General features: G+C 51.8%; 9 protein-coding genes. 6 read left to right on the top strand and 3 right to left on the bottom strand.

All coding sequences use genetic code 11. The features are described 5' to 3' along the window. Positions 1-150: 150 nt before the first annotated feature. Both AC4IE7_RS02490 and AC4IE7_RS02485 read right to left on the bottom strand, forming a co-directional pair. Positions 151-3,819, bottom strand: coding sequence for an InlB B-repeat-containing protein (locus AC4IE7_RS02490; protein ID WP_490775217.1), 3,669 nt, complete (start codon positions 3,817-3,819; stop codon positions 151-153). A gap of 255 nt (positions 3,820-4,074) precedes the next feature. Then, the gene (locus tag AC4IE7_RS02485) at positions 4,075-7,185 is read right to left on the bottom strand and encodes an AfsR/SARP family transcriptional regulator (RefSeq protein ID WP_490775216.1); all 3,111 of its coding nucleotides are present in this window, start codon (positions 7,183-7,185) and stop codon (positions 4,075-4,077) included. A 310-nt stretch (positions 7,186-7,495) separates the two neighbouring features. Here AC4IE7_RS02485 and AC4IE7_RS02480 point away from each other — a divergent pair, with 310 nt between their 5' ends. Further along, positions 7,496-7,867, top strand: coding sequence for a cupin domain-containing protein (locus tag AC4IE7_RS02480; RefSeq protein ID WP_490775215.1), 372 nt, complete (start codon positions 7,496-7,498; stop codon positions 7,865-7,867). 151 nt (positions 7,868-8,018) lie between these two features. Further along, positions 8,019-8,561, top strand: coding sequence for a hypothetical protein (locus tag AC4IE7_RS02475; protein WP_490775214.1), 543 nt, complete (start codon positions 8,019-8,021; stop codon positions 8,559-8,561). Between the two features lie 247 nt (positions 8,562-8,808). Here AC4IE7_RS02475 and lpxL read toward each other — a convergent pair whose 3' ends face one another. Beyond that, complete coding sequence (lpxL, locus tag AC4IE7_RS02470) at positions 8,809-9,720, bottom strand: LpxL/LpxP family Kdo(2)-lipid IV(A) lauroyl/palmitoleoyl acyltransferase (RefSeq protein WP_490775213.1); 912 nt, start codon at positions 9,718-9,720, stop codon at positions 8,809-8,811. Positions 9,721-9,802: 82 nt separating this feature from the next. Here lpxL and hldE point away from each other — a divergent pair, with 82 nt between their 5' ends. The 4 genes from hldE (at position 9,803) to AC4IE7_RS02450 (ending at position 17,365) form a co-directional block, all read left to right on the top strand. Then, the gene (gene hldE / locus AC4IE7_RS02465; protein ID WP_490775212.1) at positions 9,803-11,233 is read left to right on the top strand and encodes a bifunctional D-glycero-beta-D-manno-heptose-7-phosphate kinase/D-glycero-beta-D-manno-heptose 1-phosphate adenylyltransferase HldE; all 1,431 of its coding nucleotides are present in this window, start codon (positions 9,803-9,805) and stop codon (positions 11,231-11,233) included. Beyond that, positions 11,223-13,007, top strand: a complete 1,785-nt coding sequence (gene msbA / locus AC4IE7_RS02460; RefSeq protein WP_490775211.1) for a lipid A export permease/ATP-binding protein MsbA — start codon at positions 11,223-11,225, stop codon at positions 13,005-13,007. The genes hldE and msbA overlap by 11 nt, the downstream gene beginning before the upstream one ends. 14 nt (positions 13,008-13,021) lie before the next feature. Then, a complete protein-coding gene (gene waaA, locus AC4IE7_RS02455) occupies positions 13,022-14,290 on the top strand; it encodes a lipid IV(A) 3-deoxy-D-manno-octulosonic acid transferase (protein WP_490775210.1) in 1,269 nt (422 codons plus the stop codon). Positions 14,291-14,605: 315 nt separating this feature from the next. Continuing rightward, on the top strand, positions 14,606-17,365 hold the full coding sequence (locus AC4IE7_RS02450; protein ID WP_490775209.1) for a hypothetical protein: 2,760 nt from the start codon (positions 14,606-14,608) through the stop codon (positions 17,363-17,365). Position 17,366: the final 1 nt, after the last annotated feature.

The raw sequence follows: 17,366 nt of genomic DNA, 5'->3' as shown, positions 1-17,366 counted from the left end.
CCATGCCCCACCATATAAGGTGGGAAATAGTGATAAGTTGCAGAGATATTCGTTCAGGATCCAGAGTGATCATCGACTATATGTCTACTTCTCAGCCCTTTTGGTGGGGCATGGCCCCACCCTACTGGGGGAAGATAATTTCAATCCGCTTTATAAGAAACTGGCATCAACCTGAATGGTGAATGGCCCGGTTGGCCTTAAGTTGATCTGGCATCTGGGGATGCCAAGCACCACGCTCTCCACATCACATTGTCCTGCTCCCCATCCTCCGAAGCTATTACCGGCGCCTGGTGCCGCTTCAAGAAAGAGAGGCAGTGCCTCCAGATTATTCAATACGGTATCTGGTGCTGTATACGATCCTGAGCATAGACCTGAAGCGCATGCAATTGGACTACCAGCTATTGGTTCAGCAAATGTAGAGGTGACAACACCTGTAGCACCTGAGACGTTTACATTGATATTAAATGTGGTTAGAGCTGAATAGTTGGCGACACAGACTTTTCCGCCATCCATAAGAATAGAGGTCTGATTTGGATCAACGGCATCTGGTGTACCACAATCAGTGCCTCCTGCAGGCCAGCCGGCAAAGTAGTCTCCACTGGCAGTATGATGTGTCAGTACTACAGTGGTACTGTCTGCAACATTAGCATTGCAGGTACCGGGACAGTTGATAATCTGATTCATTCCGGCATCGACACCAGTGACATAGCTGCCATTGATATTGTTGTTCATGATCACTGTGAGTGAATGGGGGCCAGCAATGTTAGGAATAAAGACAGCTCTGCAACTGATATCTGCTGAAGGAATGGTAACTTGACCGTTGGTACATCCGTTACCTTCCCAAGTATAAAACTGATAGCCTGGGTCAGCATTTGGAGTGAGTGTGATGAGGCTGCCTGAGGTGTAGTCTTCGGTGCAGTCTCCAGGGCAGGCGATGCCTGCTGGCGCGCTGTTTACCGTGCCGCCTACATCAGCTGTACGCACGCCATTCTCTTCTCTGACTACAGAGAGATTGAGGCGATAGGTGTTAGTATTTACCGGTGGCGGTGAGTAGCTGATGACACAGGTTTTTGGCCCATCCATGATCACTGTCGATTCATTCCGATTGTTCGGGGTCGGTACCCCGCACTCTCTCCCTCCACTAGCCCAACCACTGAAGTAGTCGCCAGCAGCGGTGTGATGTGTCAGTACCACTGAACTGTTATCTGCGATATCTGCGTTACAGGTTCCCGGACAGTTGATAACCTCATTCATTGCTTCATCGACACCAGTGACATAACTACCATTGTTGTTGGAGATGATGATCCTGAGTTGTTGGGTCTGTTGCGCATCGGGTATAAATATTGCGCGACAGGCGACATCAGCGGTGGGGATGGTAACCGCGCCATCAAAACAGGCGCTGCCTTCCCAGGCGTAGAATCGGTATCCCGGATCGGGGTTTGGTGTCAGTGTGACCAGGGCGCCAACTTCATAGGTTTGAGTGCAATCCCCTGGACATACGATACCTGCTGGACTACTGGTCACCGATCCACCAATGTTCGGTGTGCGTACACCACTATCGTCGAGCTCTACATAGACCATCAGGTCTTGTGAATCTGTAGGGGGCGTTGGCGGGTCTTTGGTAAATTCTGCAATACAGTATTCATCAGCTGTGGATAGGATGACAATGCCATTTTCACAGTTGCCTATACCAACCTGAGAGTCGTTGAATCTAAACCAACCGGAGAAACTATACCCTTCGTCAGGTATTGCAGTCAGGCGAATCTCTGTCTCACCGTTGAGTTTGTCATGGGGTTCGCTAAAGCAGCTATCCGGACAATCGATACCTGCGGGTTGACTGGTGACACGTCCACCTATATCGGAGGTTCGTTCTCCATCTTCAACGCCGACAACTTCCACCTGTAGATAGTTGAGTTCATTTGAACCTGTCCGTTCAAATACCACTTTACAATGTTTTGTGTTGTCCATGTTGATCAGAGTGTCCGGGGTTTGCGCAGAGCAATCCCAGCGCCACTCCAATAGAGATGAGCCTGGTTTTGGCGTGGCAGTAAGGGTGACATTGGAGCCAACCGGCAGGCTTTGCCAGCAGATTTGTCCTGTGCATCGCAAGCCTGGCACGCTGCTTTCCACAACACCATTGCCAGTGCCCGATTTGTATATGATCAAACGGTGACCTGCTGTCCCGGAACAGGTAGTGTCATCCCCCAGGTTGAGCACAGGGGTTGGCCAGGCCCAGTTAGCGCCGGTTCCATCGCCTCTGCTGCCACCCGTGTTATTTCCCCAGGCAAGCATACGACCAACTGATGGATAGTCTGCAACACCACAGCTATCGTCGGCCTCTACCGCCATGGCTGTGTTACCACCAGCGCGAATGGCGATTACGTTATTGGTGGCGTTAACCGGGCGAGGGACTGCAGATTGGCCTCCAGGCAGTCCGGTCATCTGGCCGAAACTGTTATCTCCCCAGACCCAGGCTGTCCCGTCGCCTTTGCGGGCAACGACGAAATGTTTCCCGGTTGCTACCTCAACCACACTATCGATCTGTTGATTCAGTACGACCGGACAATCTCTATAGATTGGGCAGGAGTATGGATTCAAATCCTGCTCAATATAACCAAGCTCACCATATTGGCTATTACCGAAACCATAGATTTGACCCTCTTCGCTCAGGGCAATCACAAAGTCACCACCTCTGTAGATGCTGGCTATTGGCGGTAGCCCACCAATCTCTTCAAGTAGTCGATAACTCAGTACGTCCTGATCCAGACTGCCGAAAGGCACTTCATTGAACCCACCAGTGATATGGGTCTGGGCTTGATAAAAGCCAATAGTGCCATCCTGGTGTAATCCAAACAGGTATTTTTCATCTTCCCAATGAGTAACCAATCCTCCAATCCTGACTCGCTCCATGCCGACGATTTGACGGTTATGGTGTACTTCCCACAGTTCGCCATTGGCCAACCATGCCCAGGGCCAGGTATAGGGGCTGTCGTTGAAACGGCAGAATAGCGAAACAATGTTGCTGAGTTGGTTTTTCTGTTCCAGTTGTCGAAAATCGAAAGCGTTATAGTTTTCTGTAACGATGGGAGAACTGAAAACCCAGACACTGCCATCCCGATCCAGGGCATATCCCAGTGTTCCCGAGCAGAGACCAAAATCTTCAATACTGTCCAGGCCAGGTAGTGGGCTGGGAAACATATGGGCAGGCCCTTTGTTGAGGTCTTTATTGCTGTTTTCAGCCAGTTCTGTTGGATCATAGTCAAAGTACTCTTCACCCCACGACCAGAGCTGGCCAGTGGTATCTAGAGCAAGCGACCAGGGGGTATCGGAATGTGGGGCAGGTGCTACCTCGAAATCAACGACTGGGGGTGCGTTAATTGGTGCGGCATCAAAAAGCGTTACAGGCAGGTGACCTTGCAGATGCCTCTCTAAAACCGGTTCGCTGCTACCCGCTTGATCCTCGCCGTCGATAAGCAGTGCAGCACGTACTCTTCCTGTCCTGCCTATTAGCTCATTAGTGGCTGTGGCTGGAGCAGTGACGGTTCTAAGTTCACACAGAGGATCATTGTCGACGCAGGGGAGTGCTCCGCTTAGGGTAAAGCCCGCTTCACTGAGTTGGGCGTAGCGCAATGCAAATGACTGATTACTCTCTTTACTCCAACGAAACTCGACCTGTTCACTCTCTCCTGGTCTGAGCACCAGTGAGGCAGGCACCGTGCCCAATGTGGGTAGAGTCCACGGAGTTGAATCTTCACCACCACAACCGGTGAGTAGTATTGACAGACAGAAGAGTGTTGCCAAAAAGCGTTCTATATTCATAGGCCATAGTCCTTGAGAGCTGGTCGTATCCGGGCAGGATTGATCCGGCAGCTTAGGGAGCTGATTGGTGGCTGAACTCCCCATCAGGCTGAATCACAAGCCCTTCTCTGATATTGTTTCTTATGGCTGGCAGTGTACGAAGAGTGACCTCACAGGTAGCTCACATCCGGGGTCCGTTAACCCTGTGAATATTACCGTTGGTCGGTTGAGGTATCTGTGATATGGGGAGAGAGGAAGAGAGTTACACCAGAATGATTAAGCCGTCATCTCTTTAACCAGTGTCAGGATGGCATTACCAGGTGCAATACCCAGTTCCTGATCAAAGATACGACTGCAGCGCTGATAGATCCGCATGGCTTCGCCTGAACGTCCCTGGTCGAGGTGGTAACGAATGAGCTGTTCATATATTGGCTCGGACATAGGGTCGATTTGTAAAGTGTGCTCCCAGAGTTCGACTGCCAATTTGGTTTGTTCATGAGATAGCAGTGCATCAGAAATTTTTAGGGCGAGATGTAGAAAACTGCTATGCAAAGACTCTCTCGGTGCCAGGAGCCAGCCACTCTCATCACCAGCAAATAACCGACCTCTATACCAGCGCATCAGATGGTTCATGGCTGTGATGGGATCACTGTCGGTGAGTTTGACTGTTTTCAATGCTTGCGTGGCCCAGGTATCCAGCCAGACATATTGAGGATTGAGGGAGACTCGGCCAGCGTTGACTTCAATGGCTTCAGCCCCTAATAGTTTACGCAAGCGATGCAGCAGGTTATCCAGAGCGTGACTGGATTTGTCTGCATCCCTGTCGGGCCAGAGATGATCGATAAGCAGCCACTTTGCAACATCTCTACCCCCTTCGGCGATGAGGGCGCTGAGCAGTTCGACGGGTCTTTTGTGTTTACCAAGACTCAAATCCAGCACGGTACCATTTTGTATTATCTCAAAGTGGCCTAGGGCGCGAATGCGTAATGGCCAGGGCCAGTTGTCGTCCAAAGGGGAGAGTTTTTCAGGGTGTAATTGCCAGCGACTGACCAGTTTCTGTATATAGCCAGACCAGATATCTTTTTTTGCCGCGAACAGAGCGAGATCAGCCACCACAAAGTGGATAAATCCCTGGTAGGCGTAAATGCCCTCTTGTTCTGCCAGGGTAAATGCGGTTTGCAGATATGTAGTGCAAGAATCAATGTCGCTCTCGGTTAAAGAGAGCCAGGCACGACTGATGTCATGCATGACCAATAGCATGTGACTTCCGCTTTCGTTACAAAGATGTTTCAGTTCCTGCAGCTCCTCTTGGGCGGCAGGGATATTACCAATTGCTGCGAATAGCTGTGCGCGTAGATTGGTATTCAGTGCCACACCAAAATCAAAAGCCAGATCTGCACTGAGCAGCTTAGACTCTTCACTCTGTGCCAATGCTTGTGCAGTATCTCCACTCAATGCTGCAAGCCAGGCGGACATGAAGTCGTGATGGGCAATATCCATTCGGTGACCAGGTCGAATCAGCTCATGAAACTCCTTCAGCCCTTGTTGGGCCTGCTGGTTGCGTCCCGCCATGATGTCACAATAGACACGATAGGCTCGGGGGTTACTGCGGAAGGCACCCCCGGCGGCACTTTGTGATAACAGAATTGCACCATCCAGGGTCTCTTCGGCTGTCTCCTGGCCAGCAATAAGTTGATGCAGACCAACCATCGAACAGGCTAACAGACGTAGTGGTGTTGGCAGTGCCGGGTTGTCGAGTGCGGGGAGCAGGTGTTTTGCCTGGGCATGAAGACGAGCAATCTGCCCGGTACTGGCGTAGTGGAAGGTGAGATAGGAGAACATTGCCAAACGTGGCGTCTTCAATGGCATCATACGGGCACAAAACTCACTGAAACGAATCAGGGTGCGTAAACGGGGATGCTTTGGTGCAATCAGTGTCATGATCACACCAGCAAAGGTGGCAGTTTTGGCCCGCATGGGGAAATCAGGACAGCGTGGGTGTCGACGCCGAAGCTCGTCATACTCCGCGAGCCACTGTTTAAGTGGATGGAGGTCATCGAAGACCAAGGCCATCGATTCGGAGATTGCCAACCAGGATGAATATTGACCCAAAACATCTTCGCAATCACGAAACTGGTTGAATGCAGTCTCGAGTAGCGGCCAAGCCTGATGGGGTTGATCGAAACGTTGGCAACTGCCAAGCCAATAGCATAACCAGGGGTCACTACTACGAACATTCTCAGGCAGCATCTCTATCCAATGTTTAAGCACCTGGGTGCTGCCATCCAGTAGCATTGTTTCCGCACGTTGTTTAATCAGCTTGTGCAGTTCAGGCCACTCTTCAGCACTGATATAGCACTCGCCTGCATCATAAAAACGGTTCTCCTTTGTTAAGGTTTTAGCTATGGCAATGGTGCTGTCACTCCTGTTCAACTCAGGCATCTCATGCCATTTCCGGGTAAAGGTTTTCAGCAGCAATGGATGGAGTCGATAGATTCTGGTGCTATTTCCTGTCGTCTCTACAAGTGGTAGTTCTGCCAACAGTTGATGGCTGCGTTTAGCATCGGCACTGTTCATCGATGAGGTGATCAGGGCGGGTGTTATTTCCGGGAGTAAACTGAGTTGAAGTGCCAGCTTTTGATCTCTGGTATTGAGTGTTTGCCAGAGGAGGTGGCCAGGGTTTAGCTTGCTGCCACTACTCTCAGCAGGTGGATAGGCATGGATTGTGGCAGCAAGGGGACCAATCCACCCTTCGCTGAGCCGATGAAGGGATGCAGCAGATTTGCTGTTGCTGGGCTTTTTCCTGAGATGACCGGCTATCTCTCCACACTCTATCTGGGTCAAACGCAGATCCTCTGGATTTATACAGCAGATCTCATTGTTTGCTTGAAGATATTCCGGGAGGGTGGATTGGCTGATGTGAAACGTCAATCCAGAGGATTTGCGTTGAACTGAAAAATCATACAAGGCCTCGATATGTGTTTTGTTATCACTCAATAGCTCGATATTGTCCCAGACAAAGGAGGCGTTTTCGGCAAGCTGAGATGCTATTGAAGAGAGCAACTCCTTGAGTGAGAGCAGAGGATCATCGAATGGTGCTGGCTTGGGGTATTTGCCCAGTAGAGGGGAGAAAGCCGTGTGGAGCCGCTGAAAAAAAAGTGCAGCATCTCTATCTCTATGTTCAAGACGAAACCAATAAACCGGGATGTCAGGTTGGTTGTTCAGGTGTTGGGCTACAGAGGATGTTTTTCCTGAACCGCTTGGTCCATTCACCCAAAACATTTGATGCTTTTTCTGAAGGTTGATCCACTGTTGGCTTAAGCGAGGGATCGGGACAAGATGATCTGTTGTCGGCGGTGATGTGGATAGAATATGAATCGATTTCATAACCCGCTATTCCCAAGAAAGCCAGGTCTTCCATGATGATGTAGTCCCTTCTGGCCACGAAATGTGGTTTTGTTTGAGGAACTTTACTGATTGGGAAGAGTATAAGCAAATTCGCTGAGGCCTTCTGAAATCAGTTTACTGTTCGAACTGTGGCTCATTGTTTTAACCATGAATAAACACTTATGTCATAAGCTATGATGCTCATTTGTCGGTTTCCTTTTGTAAGTGGGTGGTGTTTGAATGATTGGAGTGATTCAATCTAAACTTGCGCTATAGCATAAGATGCAACTATTCGAATATTGTGAATTAGATGAAAGCTAAAATTAAACACCAGGATCTTGAGAACGAGTTTTATACTGATGAGCTGTGTCATATTATTGAGGTGTCTAACTCTAATGATGATCCCGGTCTATCGATCGCAAGAGCGAGAGTGGAAGCGGGTGTAACTACCCGTTGGCACCGGCTTAAGGAAACGATTGAGCGCTATCTCATTGTCTCAGGTCGTGGGCGTGTGGAGATAGATGATCAAAAGCCTGTCGAAGTGGGTGCCGGTGATGTGGTAATTATTCCGCCAATGTGCCGTCAGCGTATTACCAATTATGGAACAGATGATCTGGTTTTTTATGCTATCTGTTCACCTCGTTTCTTGAGTGTGAATTATCTGGATAGTGACTCTGCTTAGCGTTGGTTATAAAAATGTGACGTACATGGTGACGCCATGCCTCACCAATAGGTAGTCGAGAAGTTGTAACTTTAAAACCGCGTCATAATGGAATAAGAGAAGGGGGCAGTGAAAACGTTGTAGTTAACTCTTGTAGGAAGGTAACTGATTGATGTTGGATATTGAACGTGACATTACGCTTTTGGAAAGCATCTTAAATGACTGGAAAAATGTGATCGGTCCTGACTATTTGGGTTACAGAAATCATGTTTATCGAATGGTAAATTTCTCTCTTGCGCTAAAGCCATGCAGTGATGAGGAGCGGGAGAAGGTCATCATTGCGGGTGCTTTTCATGATATCGGTATATGGATAGAAGATACGGTTGACTATATTCCGCCTTCAATACCACCGGCAATGGATTATTTAAAGTGCAGAGGTCTTGAGTCCTGGTCGGAAGAGATTCGATTGATGATCGAAGAGCACCATAAAATTCGTGAATTTAAAGATGACGCATCTCCTCTGGTGGAGCTTTTCAGGAGAGGGGATCTGGTCGATTTTTCATTGGGTTTGTTTAAGTTTGGTCTTCAAAAAACATACATCGATCAGGTGAAAGCTGCGTTTCCAAACGAGGGGTTTCACAGGAGTCTGTTAAAGCGGGCTGGAAAGTGGTTGCTGAAGCATCCATTGCGACCGCTTCCGATGATGAAGTGGTAATTTAATCTGCTGGTGTAATCAACTACTCTCCGCGGTGCGGGCATCTGGATCAAAGGTGTGATTGAAGCTTATCGATTTACAGCCCAGATGGTGGGGCATGGCCCCACCCTACAATAATCGATTGGTAGGGTGGGGCTGTTCGGGATTGGTAGGGTGGGGCCATGCCCCACCATAAGCCAGAATGGGGCGTAGGGTGCCGGCCCTGCCGCACCATTGAGATAGAGATGATATCTGGAGTAAGGATCTCTTAGTAAGGATCAGGAATTACCTTACGCTTCTTAAACCGTCGGTGAATCCAAAGATACTGTTCCGGGGCATAGGCAACTGCTTTTTCAATCAGCCCATTTATGCGTGTTGCGTCATACTGAATATCCTCGGAGGGAAAATCCTCAAGGGGAGAGTGGATCACCAGTTTATAACCGCTGCCATCCGCTTTGCGGTAGCCTGAGAAGAGTATCGTCTGAGCACCACTGATCTTTGCCAGGCGAGAGGTTGCGGTGTTGGTGCCGGCAGGTTCGCCGAAGAAGGGGGCTAGGGTGCTGTTCTGTCCCTTGAAGCTCTGGTCCGGTGCGTACCAGACAGGCAGGTTCTTTTTTAGCGTGCGTATTACCTGACGGATTTCGTTTCTCGGGATGGCCGCTTCGAAACGCTCACGCCGGTTGCGATTGAAGGCCCATTCGATGACCGGATTTTCATGGGGGCGGTACATCACAGCGAAGGGTTGAAACAGACTCAGCAGACGACCGGTAACCTCAAGGTCGGTGAAGTGGGCGCTGAGCAGGATGATTCCTTTGCCCCGTGCAAGGCTCTGTTGCAGATGTTCTAATCCTTCGATCTCGACCAGGGGTTTCAACTTGCTCTCTTTGGCCCACCAGGCAAAGCCGATCATCAACATGCCGATGCCGAGAGATTCGAAGTGTTGGCGGAGAATGGTCTGCCTCTCCTGCTCAGTCTTGTCTGAAAAGCAGATCCCCAGATTGACCGCGGCAATGTGTTTGCGTTTAGGCGAGAGGTGGTAGATCAACCGTCCTATGGCGCGGCCAATGGAGAGTGTCATGGAGTAGGAGAGGAGTTGGCTGGTGAGCCAAAGCAGGCCTAAACCGAGCCATGCAGGCCAGTTATAGGGTGAATAGAGTGAGTGTTTACGCTTTTTTGCCATGCTCTGTTCTGGAATTCAGCTTGTTACTACCTGTCGCCCCCCCTAAACTAGGGCGTTTGTCGCAATATATGTTAACGGTTTGATGCAATTTCAGCTTCCTGACTTCAGTAAGGCGCGTGTTCTGGTAGTGGGCGATCTGATGCTTGATCGCTACTGGCAGGGTGCTGCCGCCAAAATCTCCCCCGAAGCCCCGGTTCCCGTGGTTCATGTGCATGATACCGAAGAACGCCCGGGGGGTGGGGCAAATGTTGCCTTGAATATGACCAGTCTCGGTGTGGAGGTTGGTTTATGCGGGCTGATTGGTGAAGACGAAGCGGGTAGCCGCTTGGTCACTGAGCTGACCAATGCGGGGGTTCAGTGTCTGCTGCAGAGAGAGGTTGGGGTACCGACCATAACCAAGCTGCGGGTCATCAGTCAGCATCAGCAGTTGTTGCGTTTGGATTTTGAGCAGCCCATGTGGCAAGTAGACCTGACCGAGCTGGAAGGGCTGTACGAACAGCAGCTGGGCGACTGCGACCTTGTGATTCTGTCTGATTATGCCAAGGGTACCTTGCAGCAGCCACAGCGTCTGATTGCCGCAGCGAGGGCGCAGGGTGTGCCGGTATTGGTAGATCCGAAAGGGAGTGATTTCGAAAAATATCGTGATGCGACACTACTGACCCCGAACCTGAAGGAGTTCGAGGCGGTGGTTGGCCATTGCGAAACCGATCAGGTTCTTAATGAGCGGGGCATGGCGTTACGGGAGAAACTGAACCTGCAATCGCTGATGATCACCCTGAGTGAGCGGGGATTGTTGTTGATTCAGAAAGATGTGCCGCCCCTGCATCTGCCCACAAGGGCAAGGGAAGTGTTTGACGTCACAGGTGCCGGGGATACTGTGATCGGTGTATTGGGTGCCGGAATGGCTGCAGGTATGCCGATTCAGGATGCGGCTGGGTTGGCCAATGTTGCTGCCGGTCTGATGGTCGGAAAGCTGGGTGCCGGCAGTGTCAGCCTGGAAGAGCTCAAAGGGGCACTGATCAGTCAGGGTGATTTCGATTTTCATACCATTCTGAGCCGGGAAACCCTGGCTGAGGCGACCAGGGTGGCGCGCCAACAGGGTGAGCGGATCGTGATGACTAACGGTTGTTTCGATATTCTGCATGAGGGGCATGTGCGTTATCTTCAACAGGCCAAACAGTTGGGCGATCGTCTGGTTGTGGCTGTCAATGAGGATGATTCAGTGCGTCGTCTGAAAGGAGCTGGGCGGCCGATCAATACGGTCGAGCAGCGGATGGCGGTACTGGCTGGTCTGGCTTCGGTGGACTGGGTGGTGCCATTCGGTGATGATACCCCCGAGTCATTGATCTGTGAGATCAAACCAGACCTGCTGGTGAAGGGAGGTGACTATAAACCGGAAGAGATCGCTGGTTACGACTGTGTAGTGAAAAACGGTGGTGCGGTTCAAGTGCTCGATTTTCTGCCCGGTGTGTCGACCAGCCGTATCGTGGAGGCGATGCGCGATGTCGAATGATAAAGGTGGGGTGGATGGGCCCGGTATGTCAGGTCGTGAGCTCTATCTGCGTCTGTTGCAACGGGTAAAACCCTACTGGAGACAGTTTGGTGGGGCGCTTGGGGCGATGGTACTGCTGGCATTGACTGAGCCGGCGATTCCAATCCTGATGAAACCGATGTTGGATGGTAGCTTTGTTGCGAAAGATCCTGACTATGTTTTCTGGTCTCCGATACTATTGATCCTGCTGTTTACTGTGCGTGGGTTGATGAACTTCGTCACCAATGTGGCTTTTGAATGGGTCGCAGGAAAAGTGGTTCTCGATCTTCGCAGGATGATGATCGAGCGCATACTCACCATGGGAACGACCTATTTCGATGCCAACGCCACCGGAACCCTGATCTCCAAGGTGACCTATAACGTCAACCAGGTGACGATGGCGGCGACCAAAGTGTTAACCACGCTGGTCAAAGATACCATCGTGGTGATTGGTCTGATGGCCTACATGCTCTATCTGAACTGGATGCTGACGATGGTGATCTTTCTGGCCTTGCCGCTGATCGTGGTCACTGTTCGTCTATTGGCGGTGCGCTTGCGTCGGGTTAATCGTTCTCTGCAGACGACCATGGGGGTAATGACTCAGGTGCTCGAGGAGTCGGTGCGCGGCCATAAGGTCATTAAGATCTTCGAAGGGCGTCCCTACGAACAGAAGCGTTTTCTGGAACGGGCCAATTGGGTTCGTCGTTACAACATGAAGAGCAAGGTTGCAGGCTCCGCCCATATGCCGCTGGTGGAGATTGTAGGCGCAACCATGATTGCATCACTGGTCTATGTGAGTACCCATGATACCTTTCTGGGTGAATTGACTATTGGTGGATTTGTCTCATTGATGGCTGCTATCGGCCTGCTGTTCTCACCACTCAAGCGGCTTACCGGTATCAACCAGCCACTGCAAAAGGGGCTTGCGGCAGCTGAGTCAGTATTTGGTCTGATCGATGAACCTGCAGAGGTCGACACCGGTAGCAAGCCATTGCAGCGTGCAGAGGGACGGGTAACTTTCGAGTCGGTTTCGTTTCGTTATCCCAATATGGAAAAGGATGCGCTGAAGCCGATCAGTTTTGATATCGAACCGGGTACTACAGTGGCCTTGGTGGGGCACTCCGGTGGCGGTAAGACCACGATTGCGAACCTGATTCCCCGATTCTATAACCCAACAGGCGGACGTATTCTGATTGATGGGATAGATGCCCAGGAGCTTAGCCTGCTCGGCCTGCGTCGACAGCTCTCCTATGTTGGGCAGGAGTCGGTTCTTTTTGACGATACCGTAGCGGCAAATATCGCCTATGGCGCAACGGGCGAGCCGACCAGGGAAGAGATTATCGAAGCGGCAAAAAGTGCTCATGCTCTGGAATTTATCGAGCGGCTTCCTGACGGTTTCGAGACCCGCATCGGAGAGGATGGGGTCAGACTTTCCGGTGGTCAGCGTCAACGTCTGGCGATTGCCAGAGCATTGATCAAAGATGCACCGATTCTGCTACTGGATGAGGCCACATCAGCGTTGGATACCGAGTCGGAACGCCATGTACAAGCCGCACTTCAGGCACTGACCCATGAACGCACTACCCTGGTGATCGCCCACCGGCTCTCCACTATTCAGCATGCGGACAGGATTCTTGTGGTGCACGACGGTGAGCTTATAGAGCAGGGAAAACATCAACAGCTGATCGATCAGAAGGGCGCCTACTATCAGCTCTGTCGCCATCAATTCAGTGAGCAGTTTGAGGATAAGGATTAGTCCAATCAACTGCCATGCGATATATCTATACCCTACTGTTGCTGCTGCTAGCGCCACTCTATCCATTGCGTCTTTTCTGGCGGGCCCGCAAAGCCCCAGCCTATAGGGAGCGATGGCTGGAGCGTTTCGGACTCTTTGACCTGCCAGAGCGGCAGGAGGGTATCTGGATACATGCCGTTTCAGTAGGTGAGGTGCAGGCGATCGCCCCCCTGGTTGGTCGATTGCTGGATCAGTATCCATCGCATCCGTTGCTGATCACCACCACCACGCCGACAGGGGCTGATCGTGTCAAGGCGCTGTTTGGTGCAGAGGTGGAGCATCGTTATGCGCCTGTTGATCTGCCCTGGGTTGTGCTGCGTTATCTTCAAGCCTTTCGGCCACAGCTGTTGATTCTGGTTGAGACAGAGATCTGGCCTAATCTGATCTACTACGCCAAGCGGGAAGGTGTGCCGACCCTGTTGGCCAATGCCCGCATGTCAGTACGCTCTGCTCGGGGCTATCACAAGCTGGCGGGTCTGACGCGTCAGGCATTGCGTAACCTGACCATGATTGCACCTCATGCAGAAGCTGACGCAGAACGGTTTCATACCCTGGGTGCAAGACCCGAGCAGCTGGAAGTTATCGGCAGTATCAAGTTTGATATCCATCTTCCCGGCAGTCTGCTGGAACGGGCCGATGTCTTGCGTCGTCAGTGGGGCGCTGGGCGACCGGTATGGATCGCTGCAAGTACACACGAGGGTGAAGATGAGTTGCTGATTCAGGCCCATATTGAGGTTCAGCGAACCATTGCTGATGCCTTGCTGGTGTTGGTGCCCCGTCATCCAGAACGTTTCGAACGGGTCGCTCAGCTGGTTGAGGAGTCGGGCTTTCAACTGGTCAAACGGAGTGAGCAACGACCCTGCGACCCAGAGGTCGGGGTGTTCCTGGGGGATACCATGGGTGAGCTGACCCTGTTCATAGGTGCCTCTGATGCAGCCTTTATCGGTGGCAGCCTGGTGCCTCATGGCGGACACAATATCCTCGAGGCTGCTGCACAGGGTGTTGCTGTGGTGTTTGGGCCGCATATGTTCAACTTCAGCGAAATCAGCGAACTTTTCCTCAGCCAGCAGGCAGCGGTTCAAGTGGAGTCACAGCAAGTGTTGGCTCAGCAGATTACCCAATGGCTGAGCGATGCCAGTGAACGAAGTCGTTTTGGTGAGGCCGGTAGAGAGTTGGTGGATCAGAATCGTGGCGCACTGGATAGATTGACCAGACTGGTAGAGCAGTTGCTCGATAACTATTGACCCTATAGTTTATTTTCAACTGCATTGATACTCGCTCGAGTATTACCGCTCACGTTTAACCTGTTTCAGAATCTAATGCTATTTGTTAGAAGGGTGTGCCCAACCTCACCCTAGGGCCTATTCAATTAGTGTTAACAGGTCCGAGGCAACTATCTATAGGAAATATGGTGCGGCAGGGCCACACCCTACGTAAAGTAGGAAATAGGCCCTGAATAATTGGGGAATTCGCTTAATAAGGGATATTCGCAACCTATACTCGATGGATATATGGAATATTGACGCTCGTTAGCTGCATAGGGGCGTAATGGAGGGGGCGTGAAGAAGAACCGAACCAAGTCATCGAGTTCCAAGCAAGCTAAGTCCAAAGCAGTTAACAGGAAAAAAATTAAACAGCCTGAGACCACTCCGTTTGCTGATCTTGTGGCGCGGGAAAACCTTGCTGAGCTGCAACGCACAGTAAGGCGTTTGGCAAATCGTGACGGGCCAAAGGTCAGCGCTATGATGCGTCGACTCAGTAAGCCTCTCTACACTTTGCAGCAGTTGCATCGTCTCGCCAGCTCTGTGCTGAAGCATGAGCCTGATGCTGATATAGCGCTACGCAGTGCAATCAAACAGATCCTGGAATCCCATTCTCACCTCTCCGGCGGTCGAAAACGGCTAGCGGATCGAGCGCGCTCGGCGCCAAAACAACATGCCGACTTCGATCAGGCCCGGATAGTCCAGCTGGGTGGCCTGGCGGGTCTCTACATGGGGGCTACCATGGCCTATCGTGGTGGTGCAGGAATGTCCCAGGCCTTCGATGTCATTGCCGGGTTGAGTGAGTGTGTTGGGTATCTAGAAGTGGCGCGAGGGGCTCAGTGGCGTGGAGGGGATGCGGGATTAAGCAGTTTTCTGCAGCAGAACCAAGCCCTCAACTGGGGAGAACCTGGCTCGGGTGATCCCTCTTACCCTAATGGGGATCCCACTGGAGATCCTTGGGGGCCAGGTGATCCCATCGATCCTGAAGGCGACCCTTGGGGGCCAGGTATCGACCCTGGCTTTGGCCCAGGTTCACCCTGTCCACCACCACCTGAAATTCCAGATGAACTGGTGCGTGCAGGCTGTGAAGATCAGCTGCTTCAGGTACTTGAAGAGGGGGCGCCGTCGGTAGCCTGGTATGGACGGATAACCGCCTTTGCCGATGGTATCGAGAGCATCGTCATGGAAGGGACCTGTGCTGGTCAACTGTTGATCATCCACGGCTCTGGGTTTGGTTTCACCCAGCCGGATAACCGTCTGTTGGTACTCCGTGTCAGTGGCCGATGTCGTACTGTTGAGGCAGACTCCTGGAGTGATACAGAGATTGTCATTACTCTGCCTGATGGTGTGCAGCCAGGCCCAGTCGGTTTCTATGATCCTCACGGTGTCAACGCCTGGAACCAGTTTGCCGGTCAGGCCAACGCCGATGCCCGGTCGATCCTCTCCGCAAGCCGATGTCTTGGGTCGCCACTGCTGTTTCCGCAGTGGCCGACAATCAGGGGCATCCCCTGTCCTCCCGATATCGGGGTCAACTACCTGGATGTTGGTGAACCTCTAATCAATCTCTTTGAGGCTGATTCACGGGACGATGAGGGGTTGGGAGAGGTTGGTGATTCAGTGTTGGCATCACCAGGTGATTCGGTGGTGCTGCGTTGGTTTGTTGAACGTGCAGAGACTCTGACTCTGCGGCGAATCAGCAACGACGGCCCAGATTTTGGGGGTAATCCTGAGGTGGTTATCACTACCGGTAGCGCCTGGACCCTTCAACCCCTGACCCACACTGAACCAGCGCTATTCAGCTATGAGCTTGAGGCGAGTAACGAGTGTGGGGTGATGCGAAAGCAGGTTCGCATCCTGGCGAGTAAGCGGCCGCAACTTGAGATTACTCATGCAGAGATTACCCAGGGTGTGCAAACTGAAGAGAATGAGGTGGTGCTGGTGGCGGAGAAGAGAACCGGTGTACGTCTCTTCGCAACCCATCAGCTTGCAGGCTTCGGCGCTCTTGATCGGCTGCCAGGGGTGAAGGGGCGACTGCGGGTGCGTGAACATGGAAACAACCCCTGGTGGCCCTGGATGGATGCGGTCAATGGCTCTGCAGATGCTACGCCAAATCCGGGTGTAACCATCGATCTGCCTGTTGAACCTGAGCGGCGTGAAATTGAGGATACGCTCAACTTCCTTATCCCTTTTACTCTCTGTTTTGGTGAGATCGATATTCAGCTTCAGGTCAGGGTTGATGATGCCGCAGCACCACCAGGTGAGCGGGGTTATCAGGACTCATTTTCGATGACCATCGAAGCGGTAGAGTTTGCAGCTCGGGCGAAGCCCTTTGTCCGCTATATTCCGGCAACCATTGTGATTACCGATGCCACCCCTGCAGTATCTTTTGTGGCAACGAATCCTCCCACCAACAGTGAGTGTATAGAGGTGATCAACAGCGCTTACCAGCGTTATCTGCCAGCGGTGCCTGAGGTCGTTGAGCGCCATCCGACCCTATCCGTTACCATTGGTGCAGATGCCTGGGTGATAAGCACCCCGGCAGGTAATATCGATGTCCCATCCGGTTGGTCGCCCTCGAACCAGTTCGATATTCTCGGAAACGCCAATCTACAGTGGCTGCAACTGATTCGTGCTTGCCAGTTTCTTGATTTTACGGGGTTTCTCTGCTCCGATGAGGATGATGCGATATGGACTTTACTCACCCCGATCAACTCCTGGGGGCGAGCACTTCCTGAATCCAATATCCTGCTCTCGCCGGTGAATCAAGAGACCCTTGCCCATGAACTTGGCCATATCTATGGCCAATCACATCTTGCGATCACCTGCCCGGACGACGATTCACCTCCTGCTGCCAATCCACTGGATGAGACCACCCACCCGGATTACTGGGAGGATGGTGGAGAGGTTACCGATGTGGTCTGGGATATCGACAACAATGAACTGATCTTTGCAACTGACGATGAGGCAGGACGGGTATTCGACCTGATGACCTACTGTACAAGACGCTGGACCCATCCCCAGCGTTGGCAGATGATGTTTGACATCATCGGAGAGTGAA

This window comes from Candidatus Thiodiazotropha sp. AKAK3 (assembly GCF_058244645.1).
This window is presented reverse-complemented; position numbering and strand designations above follow the sequence as displayed.